This is a genomic window from Micromonospora lacuserhaii, from assembly GCF_036902735.1.
Classification (GTDB): Bacteria; Actinomycetota; Actinomycetes; order Mycobacteriales; family Micromonosporaceae; genus Micromonospora.
The window spans coordinates 40,906-64,626 of the sequence record NZ_JBAKHO010000008.1 but is presented as its reverse complement, the minus strand read 5'-3'; the positions used below and the strand labels follow the sequence as shown (position 1 = coordinate 64,626).

The 23,721-nt window shown below is 73.3% G+C and carries 21 protein-coding genes; 13 read left to right on the top strand and 8 right to left on the bottom strand.

All coding sequences use genetic code 11. The features are described from left to right. Nucleotides 1-46: 46 nt before the first annotated feature. Both V6U81_RS08030 and V6U81_RS08025 read right to left on the bottom strand, forming a co-directional pair. On the bottom strand, nt 47-952 hold the full coding sequence (locus V6U81_RS08030) for a C40 family peptidase (protein ID WP_334486095.1): 906 nt from the start codon (nt 950-952) through the stop codon (nt 47-49). Between the two features lie 58 nt (nt 953-1,010). Beyond that, nucleotides 1,011-2,108 (bottom strand): mandelate racemase/muconate lactonizing enzyme family protein, encoded by a 1,098-nt coding sequence (locus V6U81_RS08025; protein WP_334486092.1) that lies wholly within the window; start codon nt 2,106-2,108, stop codon nt 1,011-1,013. Between the two features lie 43 nt (nt 2,109-2,151). On the opposite strand from V6U81_RS08025, the gene V6U81_RS08020 reads away from it, so the two are divergent. Next, nucleotides 2,152-2,949 (top strand): tyrosine-protein phosphatase, encoded by a 798-nt coding sequence (locus tag V6U81_RS08020; protein WP_334486089.1) that lies wholly within the window; start codon nt 2,152-2,154, stop codon nt 2,947-2,949. Between the two features lie 49 nt (nt 2,950-2,998). Here V6U81_RS08020 and V6U81_RS08015 read toward each other — a convergent pair whose 3' ends face one another. Both V6U81_RS08015 and typA read right to left on the bottom strand, forming a co-directional pair. Continuing rightward, nucleotides 2,999-3,865, bottom strand: coding sequence for a serine hydrolase (locus V6U81_RS08015; RefSeq protein ID WP_334486086.1), 867 nt, complete (start codon nt 3,863-3,865; stop codon nt 2,999-3,001). 100 nt (nt 3,866-3,965) lie between these two features. Then, nucleotides 3,966-5,834 carry a translational GTPase TypA gene (gene typA, locus V6U81_RS08010; RefSeq protein WP_334486084.1) on the bottom strand — a complete coding sequence of 623 codons (1,869 nt, stop codon included), beginning with the start codon at nt 5,832-5,834 and terminating at the stop codon, nt 3,966-3,968. Between the two features lie 134 nt (nt 5,835-5,968). Between typA and V6U81_RS08005 the strand changes: the two genes are divergently transcribed. Beyond that, a complete protein-coding gene (locus V6U81_RS08005) occupies nt 5,969-7,327 on the top strand; it encodes a DedA family protein (protein ID WP_334486082.1) in 1,359 nt (452 codons plus the stop codon). Between the two features lie 59 nt (nt 7,328-7,386). Here the strand turns inward: V6U81_RS08005 and V6U81_RS08000 are convergent, their stop codons facing one another. Continuing rightward, entirely contained in the window at nt 7,387-9,513 is a 2,127-nt protein-coding gene (locus V6U81_RS08000) for an MMPL family transporter (RefSeq protein WP_334486080.1), read from the bottom strand. 177 nt (nt 9,514-9,690) lie between these two features. Here V6U81_RS08000 and V6U81_RS07995 point away from each other — a divergent pair, with 177 nt between their 5' ends. From V6U81_RS07995 to V6U81_RS07980, 4 genes are all read left to right on the top strand, one after another. Then, nucleotides 9,691-10,206, top strand: a complete 516-nt coding sequence (locus V6U81_RS07995) for a MarR family winged helix-turn-helix transcriptional regulator (RefSeq protein WP_334486077.1) — start codon at nt 9,691-9,693, stop codon at nt 10,204-10,206. Between the two features lie 338 nt (nt 10,207-10,544). Next, on the top strand, nt 10,545-11,402 hold the full coding sequence (locus V6U81_RS07990; protein WP_334486074.1) for a hypothetical protein: 858 nt from the start codon (nt 10,545-10,547) through the stop codon (nt 11,400-11,402). 69 nt (nt 11,403-11,471) lie between these two features. Beyond that, complete coding sequence (locus V6U81_RS07985; protein WP_334486071.1) at nt 11,472-12,047, top strand: ArsR/SmtB family transcription factor; 576 nt, start codon at nt 11,472-11,474, stop codon at nt 12,045-12,047. Next, the gene (locus V6U81_RS07980) at nt 12,044-13,321 is read left to right on the top strand and encodes an MFS transporter (protein ID WP_334486069.1); all 1,278 of its coding nucleotides are present in this window, start codon (nt 12,044-12,046) and stop codon (nt 13,319-13,321) included. Before V6U81_RS07985 ends, V6U81_RS07980 begins: the two co-directional genes overlap by 4 nt. A 48-nt stretch (nt 13,322-13,369) precedes the next feature. On the opposite strand, the gene V6U81_RS07975 is transcribed toward V6U81_RS07980, so the two are convergent. Further along, on the bottom strand, nt 13,370-13,573 hold the full coding sequence (locus V6U81_RS07975) for a cold-shock protein (RefSeq protein ID WP_007462771.1): 204 nt from the start codon (nt 13,571-13,573) through the stop codon (nt 13,370-13,372). Between the two features lie 188 nt (nt 13,574-13,761). On the opposite strand from V6U81_RS07975, the gene V6U81_RS07970 reads away from it, so the two are divergent. Together V6U81_RS07970 and V6U81_RS07965 are read left to right on the top strand one after the other, a co-directional pair. Then, nucleotides 13,762-14,445 (top strand): class I SAM-dependent methyltransferase, encoded by a 684-nt coding sequence (locus tag V6U81_RS07970; protein WP_334486056.1) that lies wholly within the window; start codon nt 13,762-13,764, stop codon nt 14,443-14,445. Between the two features lie 92 nt (nt 14,446-14,537). Further along, nucleotides 14,538-15,164, top strand: coding sequence for a DedA family protein (locus V6U81_RS07965; protein WP_334486054.1), 627 nt, complete (start codon nt 14,538-14,540; stop codon nt 15,162-15,164). Between the two features lie 15 nt (nt 15,165-15,179). Here V6U81_RS07965 and V6U81_RS07960 read toward each other — a convergent pair whose 3' ends face one another. Beyond that, nucleotides 15,180-15,833: an MBL fold metallo-hydrolase gene (locus V6U81_RS07960; protein WP_334486052.1), complete on the bottom strand. Its 654-nt coding sequence runs from the start codon at nt 15,831-15,833 to the stop codon at nt 15,180-15,182. 8 nt (nt 15,834-15,841) lie between these two features. After that, nucleotides 15,842-16,558 carry a maleylpyruvate isomerase family mycothiol-dependent enzyme gene (locus V6U81_RS07955; RefSeq protein WP_334486051.1) on the bottom strand — a complete coding sequence of 239 codons (717 nt, stop codon included), beginning with the start codon at nt 16,556-16,558 and terminating at the stop codon, nt 15,842-15,844. Between the two features lie 177 nt (nt 16,559-16,735). Here V6U81_RS07955 and rsgA point away from each other — a divergent pair, with 177 nt between their 5' ends. From rsgA to tnpB, 5 genes are all read left to right on the top strand, one after another. Continuing rightward, nucleotides 16,736-17,815, top strand: coding sequence for a ribosome small subunit-dependent GTPase A (rsgA, locus tag V6U81_RS07950; protein WP_334486049.1), 1,080 nt, complete (start codon nt 16,736-16,738; stop codon nt 17,813-17,815). Nucleotides 17,816-18,002: 187 nt separating this feature from the next. After that, a complete protein-coding gene (gene uvrA / locus V6U81_RS07945) occupies nt 18,003-20,948 on the top strand; it encodes an excinuclease ABC subunit UvrA (RefSeq protein ID WP_334486047.1) in 2,946 nt (981 codons plus the stop codon). A 168-nt stretch (nt 20,949-21,116) separates the two neighbouring features. Continuing rightward, nucleotides 21,117-21,602, top strand: a complete 486-nt coding sequence (locus V6U81_RS07940) for a Rieske (2Fe-2S) protein (protein ID WP_334486046.1) — start codon at nt 21,117-21,119, stop codon at nt 21,600-21,602. A 151-nt stretch (nt 21,603-21,753) separates the two neighbouring features. Next, nucleotides 21,754-22,335, top strand: coding sequence for an IS607 family transposase (locus V6U81_RS07935; RefSeq protein ID WP_334486044.1), 582 nt, complete (start codon nt 21,754-21,756; stop codon nt 22,333-22,335). Continuing rightward, the gene (tnpB, locus tag V6U81_RS07930) at nt 22,332-23,714 is read left to right on the top strand and encodes an IS607 family element RNA-guided endonuclease TnpB (RefSeq protein WP_334486043.1); all 1,383 of its coding nucleotides are present in this window, start codon (nt 22,332-22,334) and stop codon (nt 23,712-23,714) included. The genes V6U81_RS07935 and tnpB overlap by 4 nt, the downstream gene beginning before the upstream one ends. Nucleotides 23,715-23,721: the final 7 nt, after the last annotated feature.

Genomic DNA, 23,721 nt, shown 5'->3' with positions numbered 1-23,721 from the left:
CGACGACGGCGCCTCCGGTCACCGGGGGCGCCGTCGTCGTACCGGGTCAGACGCGGTGCGCGCCGACGAGGGTGGCCAGCCGGTCGGCCGGAAGCGGCTCCTCCAGCACCCGGCGCTCCCGGTAGCAGGCGTGCAGCATCCGGCGGTCGGCGGCGCCGTCGGTGACCATCCCGACGTGGTGGATGCCCCGGCCGGGGCGGGCGAAGAAGTAGAGGTCCCCGGGGCGTTCCTCGCCGTCGGGCACCGGGCTGGTCGCCGCCGCCTGGTCGCCGGCATCGCGGGGCAGCGTCACGCCGAACCGCCGCCAGACCAGGTGCACCAGACCGGAGCAGTCGATGCCGTGGCCGGAGAGACCACCCCAGACGTAGACCACGTCGCGCAGCCGCTCGGCCAGCCGGAGCACCTCGCCGGCCGGCGGTGGGGTGGTGGGCAGCGGGACGACGTCCGCCTCCGGCACCCAGAGCGGGTCCGGGTGGCCGGGCGCCCGCACCGGGCACCACCCGTCCACGGCCGGGCCGGCCGGGGCGAGGCGGGTGCCGAGGACGACGCCGGGCAGTGCCACCGGGCCGTCCGGCGTGGCGTGCAGCGCGGTCACGGTGGCGTCGACCACCAGCGGGTCGACGGTGGGAGCCTGCTGCGGGGCGAGCTGCGCGACGGGCAGCCAGCCGGGGTAGCCGCGCGGATCGAGCCGTGGCGCCGGCTGTTCGACCGCGACCACGTGCGCCCAGCCGTCCGGGCGCAGCGCGGTGACCAGCACCCGCTCGCCGAGCAGCAGCTGGCTCAGCACGCAGTCTCCGACCTGCTGGTCACGGTCCATGCCGGCGACCCAGCCGGGGGTGTCGGTGGGGGTGTCGAGCGCGAGGCGGTCGACCGTCCGTACCGCCCCGGGGTCGGTCCAGAGGGTCGCGACGGCGACCCGGACGACCGCCTCGCGGCCCGCTCGCAGCTCCACGTCGACCTCCGGTTCGCGCTGGCACCTATCGGGACCTTATGAAAGAAACCAACGAGACTCAAGCGCGGGGCTGCACCTTTGTTTCACTGACACCGCTGATGCCCAGCCCGGGCTCGTCCGGCAGCAGCACGGTCGCGCCCTCGTACCGGATCCCGCCGCGCACCGGCGACCAGGCCAGCCACCAGGCGGCGTCCAGGTCCGACACGGCGGTGGTGCGGTAAGCGGCGACCAGGCTGGCCGCCGCGCCCACCCCGACCGCGCTCTCCATCATCGAACCGACGATCGTGCCCATGCCATGCGCGCGGGCCAGATCGAGCAGCGTGCGGGCGGCGTGCAGGCCGCCGCACTTGGCCAGCTTGACGTTGACCATGTCGGCCGCCCGACGGCGGATCACCTCGACCAGGTCCCGGACGCCGAAGACCGACTCGTCGGCGAGGATCGGCACCTGCACCCGGTCGCTGACCCAGGCCAGGCCGTCGAGGTCCCAGCGGGCCACCGGCTGCTCGACCAGCTCGACGTCGAGCCCGGCGTCCTCGATGCCCCGGATCACCCGGACCGCCTCGCGCGGCGTCCAGCCCTGGTTGGCGTCCAGCCGGATCCGTACCCCCGGCCCGACCGCCGCGCGGACCGCGCGGACCCGGTCCAGATCGCCGGCGGCGTCCGTGCCGACCTTGAGTTTGAGCACGTCGAAGCCGTCCGCGCGGCGCTGCCGGGCCGCCCCGGCCAACTCCACCGCGTCACCGGCGGCCAGGGTGACGTCCGTCGGGACGCGCAGGCTGGTGCCGCCGAGCAACCGCACCAGGGGTACGCCGAGCCGTCGCGCCGCCAGATCGTGCAGCGCGACGTCCAGCGCCGCCCGGGCCGACTCGTTGCCGGGAACCGCGTCCCGCACCTCGGCGCACCGGGCCACCAGGTCGTCGGCGTCCCGGCCGACCACCGCGGGGGCGAGCATGTCGCGGACGCACGCCTCGGCGCCGGCCACCGACGCGCCGGTCACCTTCCAGACCTGCGGCGCCTCTCCGAAGCCGGACCGCCCGTCGGAGTCGATCACCTCCACGACCAGGGTGTCCACCGTGGTCGTGCGGCGCAGTGCGGTGACGAAAGGCGTGTGTAAGGGAGCGGAAAGCCGGTGGGTGCGTACCGCGGCGATCGTCATGTGCGGCACCCTATACGCAGGACTAGGCCGGAGGGGGACGTCGATGACCGGGCGGGACTGGGAGCTGGTGGGCGCGCCGAACGCGCGTGACCTGGGCGGCCTGCCCACAGCGGACGGGCGGCGGGTGCGGGCGGGCCGGCTGATCCGGACCCCGGCGCTGGGCCGGCTGATCGAGGAGGACCTGCCGGTGCTCGGCAAGCTCGCCCCGGCCTGCGTGGTGGACCTGCGCGACGCCTCCGAGCAGGAGGTCGCCCCGGCGGACCGGCTGGTGGGGGAGCCGAGGGTGGTGCACCTGCCGGTGCACGACCCCGCGCACCCCGTCTTCACCTACGTCTCGGCGGTGCTGCTCGGCCATGACCTCGACGCGTACGACGAGCTGGCCCGGGAGGGCACGCCGGCGGCGATGGCGGCGATCTACCGCTGGTTCGTCACCGGGGAGTCGGCGCGCGAGGGGTTCGGCACGGCGCTGCGGCTGGCGGCGGAGGAGGCGAACCTGCCGTTGCTGTTCCACTGCTCGGCCGGCAAGGACCGGACGGGGTGGCTGGCGGTGGTGCTGCTGACCGTGCTGGGCGTGGAGCCGGCCGCGATCCGGGCCGACTACCTGCGGCACAACGAGCTGACCGTGAGCCTTCGTGAGGTGCTGCTGGCCGCGATGGTCCGCCGGCAGCCGGAGCTGGACCCGGCGGCGGTCCGCCCGGTGCTGGAGGTCCGGGCGGAGTACCTGGACGCCGCCTACGACGAGGTGCGCCGGGTGCACGGGTCGTTCGACGTGTACCTGCGTGACGGGCTGGGGGTCACCGGCGAGCTGCGCGACGCGCTGCGGGCGAATCTGCTGGACTGACGGGCCGGCGGGGGCGGTCGTCGCCACCCGCCCGGCCGGCCCGCCCGCCTCAGTCGCGCAGGTCGTGCCGGGCCGCCCAGACCGCCGCCGAGACGTCGGCGATCAACCGGCAGGCGTCGTCCTCGACCTCCTCGCCGCTCGCGCCGCCGTCGGCCAGGTCGGTGGTGGTGCAGACCACCACGGCGTACGGCGGGGCGTCGGCCGGGAAGACCACACCCGCGCCGTGCCGGACCCCGCGTACCCAGCCGTTCTTGTGCGCGATCCGGGTGCCCTCCGGCAGCCCGGAGGCGAGGTCCTCGCGGTGCTCCTGGGCCAGCAGCACGTCCACCATGGCCGCACAGGCCGCCGGCGAGGCCAACGGTCCGGGGCGGCGCGCGCCGGTGACCAGCCCGGCGAGCAGGGCGGCCAGGTCGGCCGCGGTGACCACGTTGGTGACGCCGGCCTCGCGGGCGGCGAAGTCCTCGATGCCGCGCCCGGTGGCGCTGTGCCGGGCCCCGGCCAGCGCCCACGCCTGCGCGACCGCCGGCAGGCCGACCCGGCCGATGACGATGTTGGTGGCCAGGTTGCTCGACCGGGTGATCATCCGATCGGCCAGCCAGCGCAGCGGGGCCACGCCGCCCACCCGTTCCCAGACCGCCTCGTCGTTGTCGTAGTTCCGGTCGCAGCAGAACCGGGGTGCGCCCGGCAGCGCCGAGTCGAACTCGTTGACCACCGGCGTCGGCGCGTCCAGGTCGAGGGTGCCCGCCTCGGCGGCCCGGTAGAGCGCGACCAGCACCGCAGCCTTCATCGTGCTGGCCGCGTAGTGGGTCGCGTCGGGCAGCCGGGTCCAGGTCGGGGCGGCGTCGAGCCGGCCCACGTACGCCGACACGGTGCCGGGTACCCGGTCCAGGTGGGCGTCGAGATCATCCCAGGTCATGCCGGTGACCGTAGCCGACGCGCGCCGCGGGGCGTACCCCCGCCGGAGACGGCGGAGCCCGGACCGCGCGAGGCGGTCCGGGCTCCGGGGCGGCCGTGGATCAGCCGGCGTGCTTGCGGCGGGCGGCGGCCCGGCCACGGGTGGTCTGGTCCAGCACCACCTTGCGGATGCGCACCGCGGACGGGGTGACCTCGACGCACTCGTCCTCGCGGCAGAACTCCAGCGCCTGCTCCAGGGAGAGCTTGCGCGGCGGGATCAGCTTCTCGGTCTCGTCGGAGGTCGACTGCCGCATGTTGGTGAGCTTCTTCTCCTTGGTGATGTTGACGTCCATGTCGTCGGAGCGGGAGTTCTCCCCGACGATCATGCCCTCGTACACCTCGGTGGTCGGCTCGACGAAGAGCTGCCCACGCTCCTGCAGGTTGATCATCGCGAACGAGGTGACCGCACCCGCCCGGTCGGCCACCAGCGACCCGTTCTGCCGGGTCCGCAGCTCGCCGAACCACGGCTCGTACGACTCGAAGACGTGGTGCAGGATGCCGGTGCCCCGGGTGTCGGTGAGGAACTCGGTGCGGAAGCCGATCAGGCCGCGCGCCGGAACCAGCCACTCCATCCGGATCCAGCCGGTGCCGTGGTTGACCAGCTGCTCCATCCGGCCCTTCCGGGTCGCCAGGAGCTGCGTGATCGCGCCCAGGTACTCCTCCGGGGCGTCGATGGTCAGCCGCTCCACCGGCTCGCAGATCTTGCCGTCGATCTCCCGGGTGACCACCTGCGGCTTGCCGACGGTCAGCTCGTACTGCTCGCGGCGCATCTGCTCGACCAGGATGGCCAGCGCCAGCTCGCCACGACCCTGGACCTCCCAGGCGTCCGGCCGCTCGGTCGGCAGCACCCGCAACGAGACGTTGCCGACCAGTTCCTTGTCGAGCCGGTCCTTGACCATCCGGGCGGTGACCTTGGAGCCCTTGACCCGGCCGACCAGCGGCGAGGTGTTGGTGCCGATGGTCATCGAGATGGCCGGCTCGTCGACGGTGATCAGCGGTAGCGCAATCGGGTTCTCCGCGTCGGCCAGCGTCTCGCCGATCATGATCTCGGGAATCCCGGCGACCGCGATGATGTCGCCCGGTCCGGCGGAGTCCGCCGGCTTGCGCTCCAGCCCCTCGGTCATCAGCAGCTCCGAGATGCGCACCCGCTGGGTGCTGCCGTCGGTGCGGCACCAGGAGACCGTCTGGCCCTTGTTGATGGTGCCCTGGCGGACCCGGCACAGCGCGAGCCGGCCGAGGAACGGCGAGGCGTCGAGGTTGGTGACGTGCGCCTGCAGCGGCGCACCCTCCTCGTACGCGGGCGGCGGGATGGTGTCCAGCAGGGTGCGGAACAGCGGCTCCAGGGAGGTGCTGTCGCTCGGCACCGAGCCGTCGGCCGGCTGGGTCAGCGAGGCGATGCCGTCGCGGGCGCAGGCGTAGACGATCGGGAAGTCGATCTGCTCCTCGTCGGCGTCCAAGTCGAGGAAGAGCTCGTAGGTGTCGTCCACGACCTCCTTGATCCGGGCGTCCGGACGGTCCACCTTGTTGATCACCAGGATGATCGGCAACCGGGCGCGCAGCGCCTTGCGGAGCACGAAGCGGGTCTGCGGCAGCGGGCCCTCGCTGGCGTCGACCAGCAGCACCACCCCGTCGACCATGGTCAGGCCGCGCTCGACCTCGCCGCCGAAGTCGGCGTGGCCGGGGGTGTCGATGATGTTGATGGTGACCGGGTCGGAGCCGTCGGCCGGCAGGTAGTGCACGCCGGTGTTCTTGGCCAGGATGGTGATGCCCTTTTCCCGTTCCAGGTCACCTGAGTCCATCACCCGCTCGGTGTCCTCGCCGCGGGCGCCGTAGGCGCCGGCCTGCCGCAACATGGCGTCGACCAAGGTCGTCTTGCCGTGGTCGACGTGGGCGATGATGGCGACGTTGCGGAGGTCGGTGCGAAGCTGCATACCCTCCATACTCCTGTCTACGGTTGCCGGGGCGCGTGTCGGGGTCACCCCCAGATGGCCCGGATCTCTGCCGAAACTGCTGTTCCGACCGTTCCAGCGGCTGGCATGCTGGCCCCCATGTTCATGAGGGCCGGATGCATGACCTGCTGACCTCGCTGCAGGGTCTGCCGTCCCTGCTGATCTATGTGATCGCCGCGACAATCGTCGCGGGGGAGACCGCGGTGATCTTCGGTCTGCTGGTGCCGGGCGAGGCGACCCTGATGCTGGTCGGTTTCCTAGCGTACGCGGGCACGCTACGGCTTGTGCCGGCGCTGCTCGTGATGGCGGGGGCCGCGGTGATGGGAGACACACTCGCGTTCCGGTCCGGCCGTCGCTACGGCCCCCGGCTGCGGGCCGGCGGGCTGGGCGTCCGGGTCGGGCCGCAACGCCTGGCCCGGGCCGACGCGATGCTCGGCCGGCTCGGCGGGCGGGGGGTGTTCGCCGCCCGCTGGGTGGCCTTCGCCCGCACCCTGGTGCCCCGACTGGCCGGCGCGTCCGGTATGCCGTACCGGCGGTTCGCGCCCTGGAACCTGGCGGGGGTGGTGAGCTGGGTCGGCGGCTCGGTGCTGCTGGGCAACCTGGCCGGCGAGTCGTACGAGACGGTCTCCCGACTGCTCGGCCGCGCCACCGGCGCGGTGCTGGTGCTGCTGGTGGTGCTGGCGGGGATCGTGCTGGTCGGGCGCTGGCTGGGCCGCAACCCCGATCCGGTACGCGCGCTGCTCGGCCGGGCCGCCGCGCTGCCGCCGGTGCGCTGGGTCACCGGCCGGTACGGGATCCTCTTCTTCCTGATCGCCATGCGCGCCGGGCCGGGCGGGGCGCTGCTGCTCAACCTGGCGGCCGGCCTGGGCCTGCTCTTCGCCGCCGGGTTCGCCGTCGCCTGGCTGTTCGGAACGGTGGTCCGGTGGAGCGGGCTGGTGGTGGTCGACGGGGCGATCGCCGACTGGTTCGCGCAGCGGCGTACGCCCGGTGCGGTGGACGTCGCGCTGGGGACGGTCTCGGTGCTGCGGGCCTCGTTCCTGATCGGGCTGGTGGCGGTGGTGGCCGCCGTCCTCGCCTGGCGGACCCGGCCCTGGCGGGCCGACCTGCTCAGCGTCTTCGGCACCGTCGGCGCGTTCCTGCCGCTGGTGGTGCTGGCCGTGGTGGCCGACGTGATCGTGCCGGCGCCGGCCGCTGTGGTCTTTCCGACCCAGAACGCAGTGGTGGCGGCGAGCCTCTGCACCCTCGCCTGGCTGCTGTCCCGCGACGCCCGCTGGCCGGCCGCGGTGACGGCCTGGACGGTGGCGGCGGCGGGCATCGCGGTGTGTGGCGGGGCCCGCCTCTACCTGGGCTGGAGCACGGCCAGCGGGACGGCGACGTCGGTGCTGCTCGGGGTGGGCTGGACGGTGGTGTTCGTGGTCGCCTGGGCGACCCGGGACCGGGCGGTCGGCGTCGAGGACGGCGCGCCGGACCGGTGACGACGGACGGGGGCCGGGGGCGTCGCCGCCCCGGCCCCCGTCGCCGGCTCTCCCGTCGGTCAGTGCCCGGCGGCGAGGGGCTCCCGCTCGGCCGGGGGCTCCCCGGCGGGCTGCCGGGCGATCCGCCCCGGCCACCAGAACCGGTCGCCGAGGAGGAACGCCAGCGCCGGCACCAGCACCGTGCGCACCAGCAGCGTGTCCAGCAGGACGCCGATGCAGACGATGATCCCGATCTGGGTCAGCGTGATCAGCGGCAGCACCCCGAGCACCGCGAACACCGCCGCGAGCAGCACACCCGCGCTGGTGATGACGCCACCGGTCACCCGCAGGGCGGAGAGCATCCCGTCCCGGGTGCCCGCCCGGCGCGCGTCCTCGCGGGCCCGGGTGACCAGGAAGATGTTGTAGTCCACGCCGAGGGCGACCAGGAACACGAACGCGAGCAGTAGCACGCCGCTGTCCAGCGCCGGGAAGTCGAGCACGTGGTCGAAGAGCAGCCACGCGGCGCCCAGGCTGGCGAAGAAGGACGCGATCACGGTGAGCACCAGCAGGAGCGGGGCGAGCAGGCCGCGCAGCAGCAGGACCAGCACCGCGCCGACGAGCAGCAGGATGATCGGCAGGATGAGCCGCTGGTCCTTCCCGTTGGCCTCGTCGGTGTCGTAGGCGGCGGCGATGTTGCCGCCGACCACGGCGCCGTCGACGTCGTCCGCGCCGTCGACCGCGGGCGGGGCGGAGTCGGGTACGGCGGCGACCGCGTCGCGCAGCGCCTCGATCGCCCGGTCCGAGGCCGGCGTGCCCGGCTCGGCCTCCAGCACCACGTCGACCTGGGCGACCGCCTGGCCCGCGTCGCCGGGTCGGGCGGAGGCGACACCGGGGAGGGCCGTCGCGGCCCGGGTCACGGCCGACACGGCGGCGGGGTTGGTCAGCACGGCGACCGGCTGGGTGGTCCCGGCGGGGAACGTCTGGGCGAGGGTCTGCGCGCCGGTCACCGCCTCCGGCTTCGCCCGGAACTGCTCGGTCTCGGACAGGCCGGTGCGGATGCCGAGGCCGCCGAGGGCGAGGGCGGCGAGCACCAGGGTGGCCAGCGCCGCGACCGGTGCCGGGCGACGGATCACCGCCCCGCCCAGCCGGCCCCAGAGCCGGCCCTCGCGGGCGGTCTCGCCGACCTTGGGTACGAACGGCCAGAACAGTCCGCGTCCGAAGATCACCAGCGCGGCGGGCAGGACGAAGAGCGCGGAGAGCATGGCGAACACCACGCCGGTGGCGCAGGCCACGGCGAGCGCCCGGTTCGTCTCCTGCTCGGACAGCAGCAGGGTGAGCACGCCGAGGACCACGGTGAGGCCGCTGGCGAGGATGGGCTCGGCGGTCCGCCGCAGGGCCGCCCGCATCGCGACGAACCGGTCCTGCTCGCGGTGCAGTTCCTCGCGGTAGCGGGCGATGAGCAGCAGGGCGTAGTCGGTGGCGGCGCCGAAGACCAGGACGCTGGCGATGCCGGTGACCGCGCCCTCCTGGAGGTTGATGCCGACGGCCGGGACGATGGTGTCCACCGCGCGCAGGGTGAGCTGCTCGGTCGCCGCGACGACGACCAGCGGCACGATCCAGAGGAACGGGCTGCGGTAGGTGATCAGCAGCAGCAGCGCCACGACGCCGGCGGTGACCAGCAGCAGGGTGGTGTCGGCGCCCTCGAAGACCTTGGTGAGGTCGGCGGTGAAGGCGGGCCCGCCGGTCACCTCGACGGTGAGGTCGTCGGGCAGGTCGGTCAGGGAGCCGCGGAGCTGGTCGACGGTCTCGGCGACCTGGTCCTGGCCGCCGGCGGTGGAGAGCGGCACGGCGACCAGCGCGACCGTGCCGTCCGGGGAGACCTGCGGCGGGCCGACCCGGCCGCCGACGGCGAACCGGCCCAGCCCGGCGGTGGCGCCGGTGAGCGCCGCCCGGTCGGGCTCGGTGAGCGCCGCCCGGTCGTCGCGGCTGACCACCACGATGGCCGGCTGGACGTCGCTGGACGGCAGTTGTTCCTGGAGGCGTTCGACCTGGGTCGACTGCCACTCGACGGAGAGGCCGGTGGCCGACACGGGCGCGGGGTTGTCGGGCCTGGGGAGCCCGAAGACGGCCGCGCCGACGAGGATCGCGGCGACCACGGTGAGCCACGCGGCGAGCCGGCCGCGGGCTACGCGGGTGAACACAGACATCGGATGCCCTCACGGTCCTTCGACGGTAAAATCTCGACTGCCAAGAGTTTTGTTCATCAAGAGTATCGTGGCAACTCGAAGAACGAGCATCTTGATAGGCGAGATTCAAGCGGACGTTCTATGCTGCAACCCGGCCCGTTCGACAGGGGGAATCGACGAGACGTGGCAGCACACGGCATGTATCGGCGGCGGACGGACCGGCGCGGGCGGATGATCGCGGACATCACCAACGATCTGCGCCGCTACTCGTCGGACGCCCAGCACGTCGGGCATGCCTTCGCCAACCTGCACGGCCTCAACGCCACGGACCTGCAGGCCCTCATCGCCGTGATGGACGCCGAGCTGGCCGAGGACCCGATCACCCCCGGCCGGCTGGGGGAGCAGCTCAATCTCTCCTCCGGGTCGGTGACCGCCCTGATCGACCGGCTGGAGCGGGCCGGGCACATCCGGCGCGACCGGGACACCGTCGACCGGCGCAAGGTGCTGCTGCACTACGCCGACCGGGGCGCCGCCCTGGCGATGGAGTTCTTCCAGCCGCTGGGTGCGCGGACCGACCGGGTGATGGCCGACTTCACCGACGACGAGCTCGAGGTGGTCCACCGCTTCATGGCGGCGATGAGCGGGTCGGTGCGTGAACACCGGGACGCGGTGCGCGCCGCCCGCCCGGAACCGCCCCGGCGGACCGCGGACTGACCCGTGCCGGGCCGGCTCGTCCGGCCCGCCTCAGCCCCGGCCCGCGGCCGACCCGGGCGCCCGTGAACCGCTCCGGCACCGCCGTCACTCTCCGCGCCGGCTGGCCGGAAACCGTGCGCATCGGTCCATGGTGAGCCGGCCGCTGCTCCCAGCGGGCCCACAGCTTGGACCTATCTGAACAGATGCCTGTTGACCTGGGGTTTCTCCGGTGTCGACGGTTATTGTTCAATCGACGCCCGACGACGTGCATCCTCCGGTCGGGTCCGCTCCCGGATCGACGCCCGCATACGAGGAGTCACCGTCGCGCCCTGACCTCCGTCCGATGGAAGGGGGACCCCATGACCACGGCCCCGGCCAACCTGCTGGCCGTCCGCCGGCTGCTCCTCGACCACCTGCCCAACCTCGACCCCGCCTCGGTGGGGATCGTCGGCGACTCGGCCCACCGCGGTGGCTACCACTGTGGATCGGACCGGGTGGCGACCAACGACTACTCGGTGGTGGAGTCCCCACGGGACACCAACGGCCTCACCCTCTACGCCTCCGCGCTCGACGTCGGCACCTTCACGGTGCGATCCGACGGTGCGACGCACAACCTGCGGACGTTCTCGAACTGGTGCGTCGCGCAGTGCCGGGCGAACACCGCGGACAGCCGGGACCTCCGCTCGATCATCTACTCCCCGGACGGGGTGACCGTGCGGCGGTGGGACCGGCTGGGCAAGCGCACCACCGGCGACGACTCGCACCTCTACCACACCCACTTCAGCTTCTTCCGCGACTCGACCAAGGCCGGACGGGACCAGACCCCGCTGTTCCGGCGCTACCTGACCTCCATCGGACTCCTGGAAGGCCCCGACATGACCCCCGAAGAGCACAGCTGGCTGCAGACCGTCCACCGCAATCTGACCGTCCTGGACGGGCGGAACCCGGTGGGTCAGATCTACACCCGGATGGCGATGGGCGAGGACCACACCAACCCCGACTTCGTCGTACCGCACCCGACCCTGAAGTCCCTCGGTGCGCAGCTCACCGCCCTCCAGACGGCGCACGCCGCGCTGGCGAACAAGGACTTCACCGACGAGCAGGCGATCATCACGGGCGTGCTGGCCGGGCTCACCCCCGAGAAGATCGCCGCTGCCATCCCGCCGACCATCGCCAAGCAGGTCGCCGACGAACTCGCCAACCGTCTGGCGGCCTGACCGACATCCGCAACAGCCCTTCCGCAACACCTCTTGCGGAAGGGCTGTTGCGGATGTCAGGCTGTCGGCATGGAGACCCCCGACGTACGCCAGGTCACCGACTCGCGGGTGCTCGCCGCGATGTCCCACCCGCTGCGCCGCCGACTGATGGACGTGCTCAAGGTCGACGGTCCGTCCACCGTCGGCATGCTGGCCGAGCGCACCGACCAGGCGCCGGCCAACGTCAGCCACCACCTCAGGGTGCTGGCCGCGGCCGAGCTGGTGGTCGAGGCGCCCGAGCGGGCCCGGGACCGCCGGGAACGGTGGTGGCGGCTGGTCACCCGCGGGGTCCGCTGGTCCAACACCGACTTCGACGCCGACCCCGCGGCCCGCGCGGTCGCCGACGCGGCCACCTCGCTCAACCTCGACCGGCACGTCGCGCTGGCCCGGGCCTGGCACGCGGCGGACGAGTCCGCGCAGGCCGCCTGGGGCGACGGGCCCTTCTCCACCGACCGCTGGCTGCGGCTCACCCCCGAGGAGCTCGCCGAACTCGGCCGCGAGGTGATCGACCTGCTGGCCCGCTGGGGCGACCGCGAGATCCCCGATGACGGCCGGGACCGGCAACCGGTCTTCCTCTTCGCCTACGGCGTCCCGGCCCAGCCGTGACCGTCACCCGGCCGACCGTCGCCCCGGCCCGGGAGCCCCGCGGGCTCTCGGGGCACCGTGACTTCCGCCTGCTCTGGGCCGCCCAGACGGTCAGCGCGGTCGGCAGCAACGTCACCGCGGTCGCGCTGCCGCTGGTGGCGGTCGCGGTCCTCGACGCCGGCCCGTTCGCCGCGGCGGTGCTCACCGCCGCCGCCTGGCTGCCCTGGCTGCTGGTCGGCCTGCCCGCCGGAGCCTGGGTGGACCGGCTGCGCCGCCGCCCGGTGATGATCGTCTGCGACCTGCTGTCGGCGCTGCTGTTCCTCAGCGTCCCGGTGGCGGCGGTGCTCGGCGTGCTCACCATGGGCCAGCTGCTGGCCGTGGCGCTCCTCGCCGGCGCCGCCCGGGTCTTCTTCGAGACCGCCGACCAGGTCTACCTACCCGTGCTGCTCCGCCCCGAGCAGGTGCCGGCGGGCAACGCCCGGATCCAGACCACCCAGACCGCCAGCTACGTGGTCGGGCCCGGGCTGGCCGGCCTGATCGCCCAGCTCGCCGGCGCGGTCGCCGCGCTGCTGGTGGACGCGGTCAGCTTCCTGGTCTCGGCGTGGTGCCTGTGGCGGATCCGGGCGGTCGAGCCGGGGCCGGCCGCGCGCGAGCGGTCCAGCTCGTTGCGCCGGGAGATCACCGAAGGACTGCGGTTCGTCGCGCGCGACCCGTACCTGCGGGTGCTCACCGCCTTCGGCGCCGCCAGCAACGTCGGGCTGATCGGCTACCAGGCGGTGCTGGTGGTCTTCCTGGTCCGCGACGTCGGGCTGGCACCCGGGCCGGTCGGCACGCTGGTCGCCGTCACCAGCCTCGGCGGGGTGGTCGGGGCGGTGGCCGCCACGACTGTCGCCCGGCGGATCGGCACCGGCCGGGCCCTGCTGCTGGCCGGCGCGCTGACCGGGCCGCCCGCCCTGCTCATCCCGCTCGCCGGGCCCGGCGCGCGGCTGGTCTGGCTGGCGCTGGGCGGAATCCTGGTGAGCTTCGGGGTGGCGATCGGGAACGTCGTCAAGGGCAGCTTCCGGCAGACGTACACCCCGCACCACCTGCTGGGCCGGGTGACGGTGAGCGGGCAGCTGCTCAACTACGGGACCATTCCGCTGGCCGCCGTACTCGCCGGCGCCATCGGCGCCGGGTACGGCCCGCACCGGGCCATCCTGGTGATGACCGGTTGGCTGGCCCTGACCCCGCTGATCCTGCTGGTCGGCCCGATCCGGCGACGGCGGGACCTGCCGACGGCCGCCCACGCGGCCTGAGACGTCCAGCGGCGGCGGTCGAGAACGACCGCCGCCACCGGCACGGAACTACATCGGGCGGACGTTGTCCGCCTGCGGCCCCTTCTGCCCCTGGGTCACCTCGAACTCGACCTTCTGGCCCTCGTTCAGTTCCCGGTAACCACTGCTCGCGATGGCCGAGTAGTGGACGAACACGTCCGGACCTCCGCCGTCCTGCTCGATGAAGCCGAAGCCCTTTTCCGAGTTGAACCACTTGACCGTGCCGGTTGCCATGCATCTCTCCCTGTTCAAGACGGGTGACCCTCCGCGTCCACGGGACGGTCGCCCTGTACTTCCTCGACAGTAACCGGCGGACCGCCGGTTTGCGCGCCGAAGTGCCGTAGAGAGGTCAACGGAAAACGTGTCGCGGGTCGCGTAGCAAAACCGGCCCGGTCTCTACCCGGCTCCGGCATGCTCGACCGGTGACCGCACCCAGCACAACAGCGTTGACCGTCCTGGAACACGAGATCGACGCCCCGGGCGACGGCCTGGACCGCCTCCGGCTGGTCCCCACCCCGTTCGTGCCCGAGGTGCGGCTGCACCTCGCCGAGGACGCCATCGTCTGGTGGGCCCGGATGGAGGCCGCCGCCGGTCACACCCTGCCGCCGCCGTTCTGGGCCTCGGCCTGGGCCGGCGGGCAGGCGCTCGCCCGGTACCTGCTCGACCACCCGGAGCTGGTCGCGGGGCGTCGGGTGCTCGACCTCGCCGCCGGCTCGGGGCTGGTGGCCATCGCCGCCGCGCTGGCCGGTGCCGGGCGGGTCGTCGCCAACGACGTCGACCCCTGGGCGGTGGCCGCGGTGACGGTCAACGCCCGCGCCAACCGGGTGGCGGTCGTCACCACCGGGAGTGACCTGCTCGACGGCGACGCCGACGGGGCGGACCTGCTGCTGGCCGGCGACGTGCTCTACGACGCGGAGCTGGCCGAGCGGGTGCTGCCCTTCCTGCGCCGGGCCGCCGCCGCCGGGGCGCAGGTGCTGGTCGGCGACCCCGATCGGGGACACCTCCCGGCCGGCGCGCTGGAGGTCGTCGCCCGGTACCCGGTGCCGACCACCGAACCCCAGGTCGACGGCCTGGTACGCCAGGTGCAGGTGCTCCGGCCGCGCTGACCCGCTCAGGGGTGACCCCGAGCCCGGGTTCAGGGGGTGCTGGGGGGCCGGACCTGATGTGGCCGGGACACCCCCGGCCATAGGTTCATCCCATGCTGGATTCGTTGTCGCAGGTCGGGGAGTTGCCGGTCACCCTCCTGATGGGAGTGCTGGGGCTGGTGATGCTCCTGGACGCCGTACCGCTGCTCGGGGTGCTGGTGCCCGGGGACGTCGCGATCCTCGCGGCCGTCGGCGCGGCGGGTGGCGCGGCGACCGGCGCGGCCACCCTCGGCGCGGTCGTCGGCGGTTGCGTCGCCGGCTGGTCGCTGAGCTTCCTCGCCGGCCGGGTGTACGGCGACCGGCTGCGGCACAGCCGCGTCGGCGGCTGGATCGGCGAGGCCCGCTGGGCGGCCGCCGAGGGGATCCTGCGCTCCGGTGGCGGGCGGATGGTGCTGGTCGCGCCCTTCCTGCCGGTCTTCAACGCGCTGCTGCCGCTGGCCGCCGGCGGGCTGCGGATGTCGTACCGCCGGTTCGTCGGCTGGGCGACCGCCGGCGCGGTGGCCTGGGCCGGTCTCTACCTGGCGCTGGGCACCGCCTCGCGGTCGCTGGCCGGGCTGCTGCCGGGGGAGGGGAGCCCGATGCTGTTCACCATGGCGGTCGGGCTGCTGCTGGCCGGGACGATGCTGTTCGGCACCCGACGCCGGCTGCGGGCGGTGGCCGGCGTCGGTCAGCCGGGCTGACCGACGCCGGGCGGCTCACCAGCCGCGGGCCCGCCACTGCGGCACCGAGGGCCGCTCCGCGCCGAGGGTGCTGTCCTGGCCGTGACCCGGGTAGAACCAGGTCTCGTCCGGCAGCCGGTCGAAGAGCTTGTGCTCGACGTCGTCGATCAGCTGGGCGAAGCGTTCCGGGTCCTTGTCGGTGTTGCCCACCCCGCCCGGGAACAGGGAATCGCCGGTGAACAGGTGCGGGGTGCCGGCCGGGTCGCGGTAGAGCAGCGCGATCGAGCCGGGGGTGTGCCCCTTGATGTGCACGACCTCCAGCGCGCAGTCGCCGACCGCCACCGTGTCGCCGTCGGTGAGCGTCTCCGCGGCGATCGGCAGGCCTTCGGCGTCGTCGGCGTGCGCCAGGACGCGGGCGCCGGTCTTGGCGGCCACCTCCTCCAAGGCGACCCAGTGGTCCATGTGCCGGTGGGTGGTGACCACGCTGGACAGGCCACCGTCGCCGACCAGGTCGAGCAGCCGGGGCGCCTCGTTCGCGGCGTCGATCAGCACCTGCTCGCCGGTCTCCCGGCAGCGCAGCAGGTAGGCGTTGTTGTCCATCGGGCCGACCGACAGCTTGGTGACGGTGAGCCGGTCCAGCTCCCGGACGGCGGGCGGGCCGCCGGGCGTGACGTCTCCGGTGTAGCTCATGACGGTGTCTATATCCATTCCGGTGGAGTCGGCAGGTGACCGTCCGGGGTGACGGTCAGCGGGTCGCCGCTGCTGCGGCCGATCAACCAGGCGGCCAGCTCGGCGGCGGGACCGGCGATCCGGGGCGCGCGCTCGGGGTCGCCGACGATGAACTCCTGCGGGCCGTCGTCGGGGCGCAGCACCATCGGCGGCGCGTCGTCGCGGCCGGCGAGGCCGGCGCCGACCTCGTGCAGCAGGTGCTGGGCGAACGCGGCCGGCCAGTCGGCCGGCCGGTAGCCGGCGGCCAGGTCGACGTGGTGCACCTCCAGCTCGCGCAGCCGGCCCCAGACCAGCAGCGCCGCCTGCCACGGCCCGCGCCGGGTCTCCACGGTGGCCGCCCACGCCTCGACCGGCATCGCGGCCACGGCCTCGGTGAACCGCTCGGCGGAGCGGTGCAGGTCGTCGAGGTGCGCGGCCACCGGCCGGGCGGCGCCGGCCTCGATGTCGGCGCTGCGGGCCGCGATGCTGGCGTACATCGGGATCCGCTCGCCGGTACGGGCGGAGGTGAGCAGGTTGACGAAGCCGTCGGCGTTGCGGGCCAGGTGGGCCAGCACGTGGCCGCGGGTCCAACCGGGCAACAGGGAGGGCGCCGCGAGGTCCGCGGCGTCCAGCCCCTCGGCGGTACGGAGCAACCGGTCGGTGGCGGCGGCCACCTCGCCGGTCAGCAGAAGCGGATCCGTGGTCACGCCACGACCCTAGCGGTCCCGGCCCGGCCCGTCGCCGGGGAAATCGCTTTCGGCGCGTCGGCGCGACCCCTACCGTCGGCGTCGTACGGGACACCGGGACGACGGACGGGGGGTGGTGACATGCCGGTCGCAGCACGCGTGTTCCCCGCCACCCGTTTCTCTCCCGAAGAGGATGACATGACCATCGATCTGACCGCCCTCGGCCTCGACGCCGAGCGGGCGGCGTGCGTACGCCGGCGCCCCGACCGACGTCCGGGCCGGGTGGCCCGGGTCGACCGCGGCGTCTGCACCGTGCTCTGCGCGGACGGCCCGGTCCGCGCCAGCCTGGGCCCGGCGGTGCTGGCCGCCGCCGCCCGGGATCTCTCCGCGCTGCCCTGCGCGGGTGACTGGGTGCTGCTGGCGACCTGGCCGGACGGCCCGGTGACCGTCGACACGGTGCTGCCCCGGCGCACCGCGCTGGTCCGGCGGACCGCCGGCAAGGACGCCAGCGGGCAGGTGCTCGCCGCCAATCTCGACACCGCGGCGGTGGTCGAGCCGGTTCATCCGGAGCCGGACGTGGCCCGGATCGAGCGGCTGCTCTCGCTGGCCCACGAGTCGGGGGCCACCCCGCTGGTGGTGCTCACCAAGGTCGACCTGGCCGCCGACCCGGAGGCGGTCGCCCGGCAGCTCGCCGCGGTGGCCCCGGGGGTGCCGGTGCTGCCGGTCAGCGCCGAGCGGGGCACCGGCCTGGCGCCGCTGCGGGAGCACGTCGCCCCGGGGCGGACCCTGGGCCTGCTCGGCCCCTCCGGCGCGGGCAAGTCGAGCCTGGTCAACGCCCTCGCCGGGGCGGCCGTCATGCCTACCCAGGCGATCCGGCGGTCCGACGGCAAGGGGCGGCACACCACCACCTGGCGGGCGCTGGTCCCGATCCCCGGCGGCGGCGCGGTGCTGGACACCCCGGGGGTACGGGCGGTGGGCCTGCTCGACGGCACCGCCGGGCTGGACCGGGCGTTCGTCGACATCGCCGAGCTGGCCACCGGCTGCCGGTACGCCGACTGCGGGCACGAGGCGGAGCCGGCCTGCGCGGTGCGGGAGGCGCTGGAGAGCGGGGAGCTGCCCGTCCGGCGCTGGGAAAGCTGGCGTCGGCTCCAGCGGGAGGTGGCGTACGAGAGCCGCCGCCGGGAGACCCGGCTGGCCGCGGAGCGGCGGGGCGGCTGGCGGGGCGACCGGCGTCGCACGGCGCGTCCGTCGTCGCCACCGGGTCCGGGGGGATTCTGACGGGTCAGCTTCGGCCGCTGGGGGCGAGCCCGACCGGTGTGAGCTGGGGGAATGTGCGGGCGCGGAAAGTTGTCGTACCTCGGGGCTAGTCTTGCCGAGGCGTTCATTCTGCGCCCGCAAAACCGCTCAGACCTCGCTCGGAGCGGACAGATCCGCCTCACTCTTTTCATCCGGGAGCACACGCACCGTGGCCGACCGACTGATCATCCGTGGCGCGCGCGAGCACAACCTGCGTGACGTCAGTCTCGACCTGCCCCGGGACGCCCTGATCGTCTTCACCGGGCTCTCCGGGTCGGGCAAGTCGAGCCTGGCCTTCGACACCATCTTCGCCGAGGGCCAGCGGCGCTACGTCGAGTCGCTCTCGTCGTACGCCCGGCAGTTCCTCGGCCAGATGGACAAGCCCGACGTCGACTTCATCGAGGGCCTCAGCCCCGCCGTCTCGATCGACCAGAAGTCCACCTCGCGCAACCCGCGCTCCACGGTCGGCACCATCACCGAGGTCTACGACTACCTCCGGCTGCTCTTCGCCCGGATCGGCGAGCCGCACTGCCCGGTCTGCGGCGAACGGATCTCCAAGCAGAGCCCGCAGCAGATCGTCGACCGGGTCCTGGCCATGGCCGAGGGCACGAAGTTCATGGTGCTCGCCCCGGTGGTGCGTGGCCGCAAGGGCGAATACGTCGACCTCTTCGCCGAGCTCCAGGGCAAGGGCTACGCCCGGGCCCGGGTCGACGGCGTGGTGCACCAGCTCACCGAGCCGCCGAAGCTCAAGAAGCAGGAGAAGCACACCATCGAGGTGGTGATCGACCGGCTCAGCGTCAAGGCGAGCGCCAAGCAGCGGCTGACCGACTCGGTCGAGGCCGCGCTCGGTCTCTCCGGCGGCCTGGTGCTGCTCGACTTCGTCGACCTGGCCGAGGACCACCCCGACCGGGAGCGGCGCTACTCCGAGCACCTGGCCTGCCCGAACGACCACCCCCTCGCCATCGAGGACCTGGAGCCCCGGGTCTTCTCCTTCAACGCGCCGTACGGCGCCTGCCCGGACTGCACCGGCCTGGGCACCAAGAAGGAGGTCGACCCGGAGCTGGTCGTCCCGGACCCGGAGCGCACCCTGCGCGACGGCGCGCTCCAGCCCTGGGCCACCGGGCACAACCTGGAATACTTCCTCCGCCTGCTGGAGGCGCTCGGCGAGAGCCAGCACTTCGACATCGACACGCCGTGGCGGGCGCTGCCCTCCCGGGCCCAGAAGATCATCCTGCACGGCTCCGACGACCAGGTGCACGTCCGCTACCGCAACAAGTACGGCCGCGAGCGCTCCTACTACACCGGCTTCGAGGGCGTGGTGCAGTGGATCGAGCGCCGGCACACCGACACCGAGTCGGAGTGGTCGCGGGACAAGTACGAGGGCTACATGCGGGACGTGCCCTGCGCGGCCTGCGGCGGCACCCGGCTCAAGCCCGAGGTGCTCGCGGTCACCCTCGCCGGCCGGAGCATCGCCGAGGTCTGCAACCTGTCGGTGGGCGAGGCGGCCGAGCTGCTCGCCGGCATCGAGCTGACCGACCGGCAGAAGATGATCGCCGAGCGGGTGCTCAAGGAGATCAACGCCCGGCTGAAGTTCCTGCTCGACGTCGGCCTGGACTACCTCTCCCTGGACCGCGCGGCCGGCACCCTCTCCGGCGGTGAGGCGCAGCGCATCCGGCTGGCCACCCAGATCGGCTCCGGCCTGGTCGGCGTGCTCTACGTGCTGGACGAGCCGTCGATCGGCCTGCACCAGCGGGACAACCACCGGCTGATCGAGACCCTCATCCGGCTGCGCGGCCTGGGCAACACGCTGATCGTGGTCGAGCACGACGAGGACACCATCCGCACGGCCGACTGGATCGTCGACATCGGCCCGGGGGCCGGCGAGCACGGCGGCAAGATCGTGCACAGCGGCTCGGTGCCCGCGCTGCTGGAAAATCCGGAGTCGGTCACCGGGGCGTACCTGTCCGGCCGCAAGGCGATCCCGACGCCCCCGCAGCGCCGCCCGCAGACGCCGGAGCGGGAGCTGGTGGTGCACGGGGCGCGCGAGCACAACCTGCGCGACCTCACCGTCTCCTTCCCGCTCGGTCAGCTGATCGCGGTCACCGGGGTCTCCGGCTCCGGCAAGTCGACCCTGGTCAACGACATCCTGCACGCCGTGCTGGCCAACCAGATCAACGGCGCCCGGCTGGTCCCCGGCCGGCACACCCGGGTCACCGGCCTGGAGCACGTCGACAAGGTCGTCGGGGTCGACCAGTCGCCGATCGGGCGCACCCCCCGGTCCAACCCGGCCACCTACACCGGGGTCTGGGACCACGTCCGCAAGCTCTTCGCCGAGACGACCGAGGCCAAGGTCCGGGGGTACGGCCCGGGCCGGTTCTCGTTCAACGTCAAGGGCGGGCGCTGCGAGGCCTGCTCCGGTGACGGCACCATCAAGATCGAGATGAACTTCCTGCCGGACGTCTACGTCCCCTGCGAGGTCTGCAAGGGCGCCCGTTACAACCGGGAGACCCTGGAAGTCCACTACAAGGGGCGGACCGTCTCCGACGTGCTGGAGATGCCGATCGAGGAGGCTGCCGAGTTCTTCTCCGCCATCCCGGCCATCCACCGGCACCTCAAGACGCTGGTCGACGTCGGCCTCGGCTACGTCCGGCTCGGCCAGCCCGCGCCGACGCTCTCCGGCGGTGAGGCGCAGCGGGTCAAGCTCGCCTCCGAGCTGCAGAAGCGCTCCACCGGCCGGACGGTCTACGTGCTCGACGAGCCCACCACCGGCCTGCACTTCGAGGACATCCGCAAGCTGCTGATGGTGCTGGAGGGCCTGGTCGACAAGGGCAACACGGTGATCACCATCGAGCACAACCTCGACGTGATCAAGACCGCCGACTGGCTGATCGACATGGGGCCGGAGGGCGGCCACCGGGGCGGCCTGGTGCTGGCCACCGGCACGCCCGAGGAGGTCGCCGAGGTGCCCGAGAGCCACACCGGCCAGTTCCTGCGCCAGGTGCTCAAGCTCGACGGCGAGGCCAAGGGCGCCAAGGCCGCCACCACCCGGGCGGCCAGGGCCAACGGCAGCACCGCGAAGCCGCGTACCCGGAAGGTGCCGGCCGGGGCGCGCTGAGCGACGCCACGCGTGGCGGTGCGCGACGCTGACGGGCGGGTCGGGGAACCGGCCCGCCCGTCGTCGTGTCGGTGGGGCGATGCCGTGAACCGTCGGGCACAGTGATCCGTGTGCACGGGTGTGGCCGTGGTGCGGGAGCGGCCACCGCAGTCGAGAGAAGGGCCGGAGATGAGTGACGATCAGGTGCTGACCGGGCCGGGTACCCAGTCGCGGCGCGCGCTGCTCGCGGGGGCCGGCGCGGTCGGGGCGTCCGTGGTCCTGGCCGCCTGCGGCGGGGACGACTCCGGTGCCGGCGGCACCGCGCCGACCAGCGGCGGGCCGGGCGCGTCCAGCGCCGGCGACGCGGAGGGCGGCGACCGCCAGGGCGCGGCCTCGATCGCGACGACCGGCGACATCCCGGTCGGCGGCGGGAAGGTCTACGCCGCCCAGGGCGTGGTGATCACCCAGCCGAACCCGGGGGAGTTCAAGGCGTTCGACCCGATCTGCACCCACCAGAACTGCCCGGTGTCGAACGTCGACGGCGGCACGATCAACTGCACCTGCCACGGCAGCAAGTTCGGCATCGCCGACGGCGCCGTGAAGCAGGGGCCGGCGACCAGGCCCCTGGCCGCCAAGGAGATCAAGATCCAGGGCGACCGGATCTCCTTCGCCTGACCCGCCCTCCCGCCCCGCCTCGCCGCACGGGTCGAGCGGGCGGGCCGGGTGTCGGGGGTGCGGATTAGGGTTGAGGAGCAACGAACTGGGGGCAACCAACTGGTGGCGTGGCGGGGCCTTTGGCGCTCTCAGAGTGGCTCTTGATGATCGGGTGAATTTGAAGGAGTGGGCGGCGTCGCAGGGCATCGCGTACATCACGGCGCGACGGCAGTATGCGGCTGGCGCGTTGCCTGTTCCCACGTATCGGCTCGGTCGTCTGATCATGGTCGGTGAGCCGCTTGCCTCGGCGGCCATTGAGCCGGGGCAGGTGGTCGTGTATGCCGGGGTGTCGTCGGTCGAGCAGAAGGCCGACCTGGATCGGCAGGTCGCTCGTGTCACCGTTTGGGCGACCGGGCGGAAGTTGCCTGTGTCGCGGGTGGTGACCGAGGTCGGGTCCGCGGTGAACGGGCACCGCAAGGAGTTCCTCGCGCTGCTGCGCGACGCGGCGGTGACCACGATCGTGGTGGAGCGCCGGGACCGGTTCGTCCGGTTCGGCGGCGAGTATGTGGAGGCGGCGTTGGCGGCGCAGGGTCGGCGGTTGCTCGTGGTCGACCCGGCCGAGGTGGACGACGATCTGGTTCGCGACGTCACCGAGGTCCTCACCCTTTTGTGTGTCCGTCTCTACGGCCGGCGAGGCGCCGCGAACCGCGCTCGCCGCGCGGTCGAGGCCGCCATCGAGGGCAGGCCGGCGTGAGGGCGGTCCAGGCGTACCGGTTCGCCCTGGACCTCACCCCATCGCAGGAACGCGTGGTGCTCGCGCACGCCGGGGCGGCAAGAGTGGCGCACAACTGGGCCCTCGCGTGGGTCAAGGCGGTGATGGACCAGCGCGCCGCCGAGCGGACCTACGGCGTCCCGCACGAGCAGCTCACCCCGGCCATGTCGTGGTCGCTGCCCGCGCTGCGTAAGGCGTGGAATGCGGTCAAGGCGGAGGTGGCGCCGTGGTGGGCGCAGTGCTCGAAGGAGGCGTTCAACACCGGGCTGGACGCGCTCGCCCGCGCACTGAAGAACTGGGCCGACTCGCGTTGCGGCAAGCGCGCTGGGCGGATGGTCGGGTTTCCCCGGTTCAAGTCCCGCCGTCGGTCGACACCGTCGGTGCGGTTCACCACCGGCGCGATCCGGGTCGAGCCCGACCGCAAGCATGTCGTGTTGCCCCGTCTGGGCCGATTGAAGCTGCATGAGTCCGCGCGTAAACTCGCCCGCCGCCTGGGCGCGGGCACCGCCCGGATCATGTCCGCTACGGGGCGCCGCGATGGTGGCCGCTGGCACGTGGCGTTCTGCGTCGAGGTCGACCGCGCCGAGCGGCGTCCGAGCCTGCCGAACGCGACGGCCGGGGTGGACGTCGGGATCAGGCACCTTGCGGTGCTGTCCACTGGCGAACTCGTGCCCAACCCCCGGCACCTCGACCAGGCGCAGCGCAGGCTGCGTGCGCTCGGGCGGAGCCTGTCGCGCAAGGTCGGCCCGGACCGGCGCACCGGACGCCGGCCGTCGAACCGGTGGCAGCGCGCCCAGGCACGGCTCGGGCGGGCGCACGCCCGCGTGGCGAATCTGCGCCGCGACGGCCTGCACAAACTCACCACCCGGCTCACCCGCAAGCACGCCACGATCGTGGTTGAAGACCTCAACGTCGCCGGGATGCTGCGTAACCGACGACTGGCCCGGCACATCGCCGACGCCGGATTCGCCGAACTGCGCCGGCAACTAACGTACAAGACCAGGTGGAGCGGCGGCCGGCTCGTGGTAGCCGACCGCTGGTATCCGTCCTCGAAGACCTGCTCGGGCTGCGGCGCGGTGAAAACCAAGCTCGCCCTGTCCGAGCGTGAGTACGAGTGTGAGGCGTGCGGCCTGATCCTGGACCGGGACCTCAACGCCGCACGGAACCTCGCCGCCCTCGCGGCTAAGATCGACCCTGCCGGGAGTGGCCCGGTGGCAGGACGTGGAGCCGACCATGAGACCCGCCCCTGCGGGCAGGTGGCCATGAAGCGTCAACCCGGCACGGCATCCGCCGGTCAGACCGGGACCGTCCCACCGCAAGGCGGGACTACCTACGACCGTGTGCTCACCAAAGCACACTGAGAGGTAA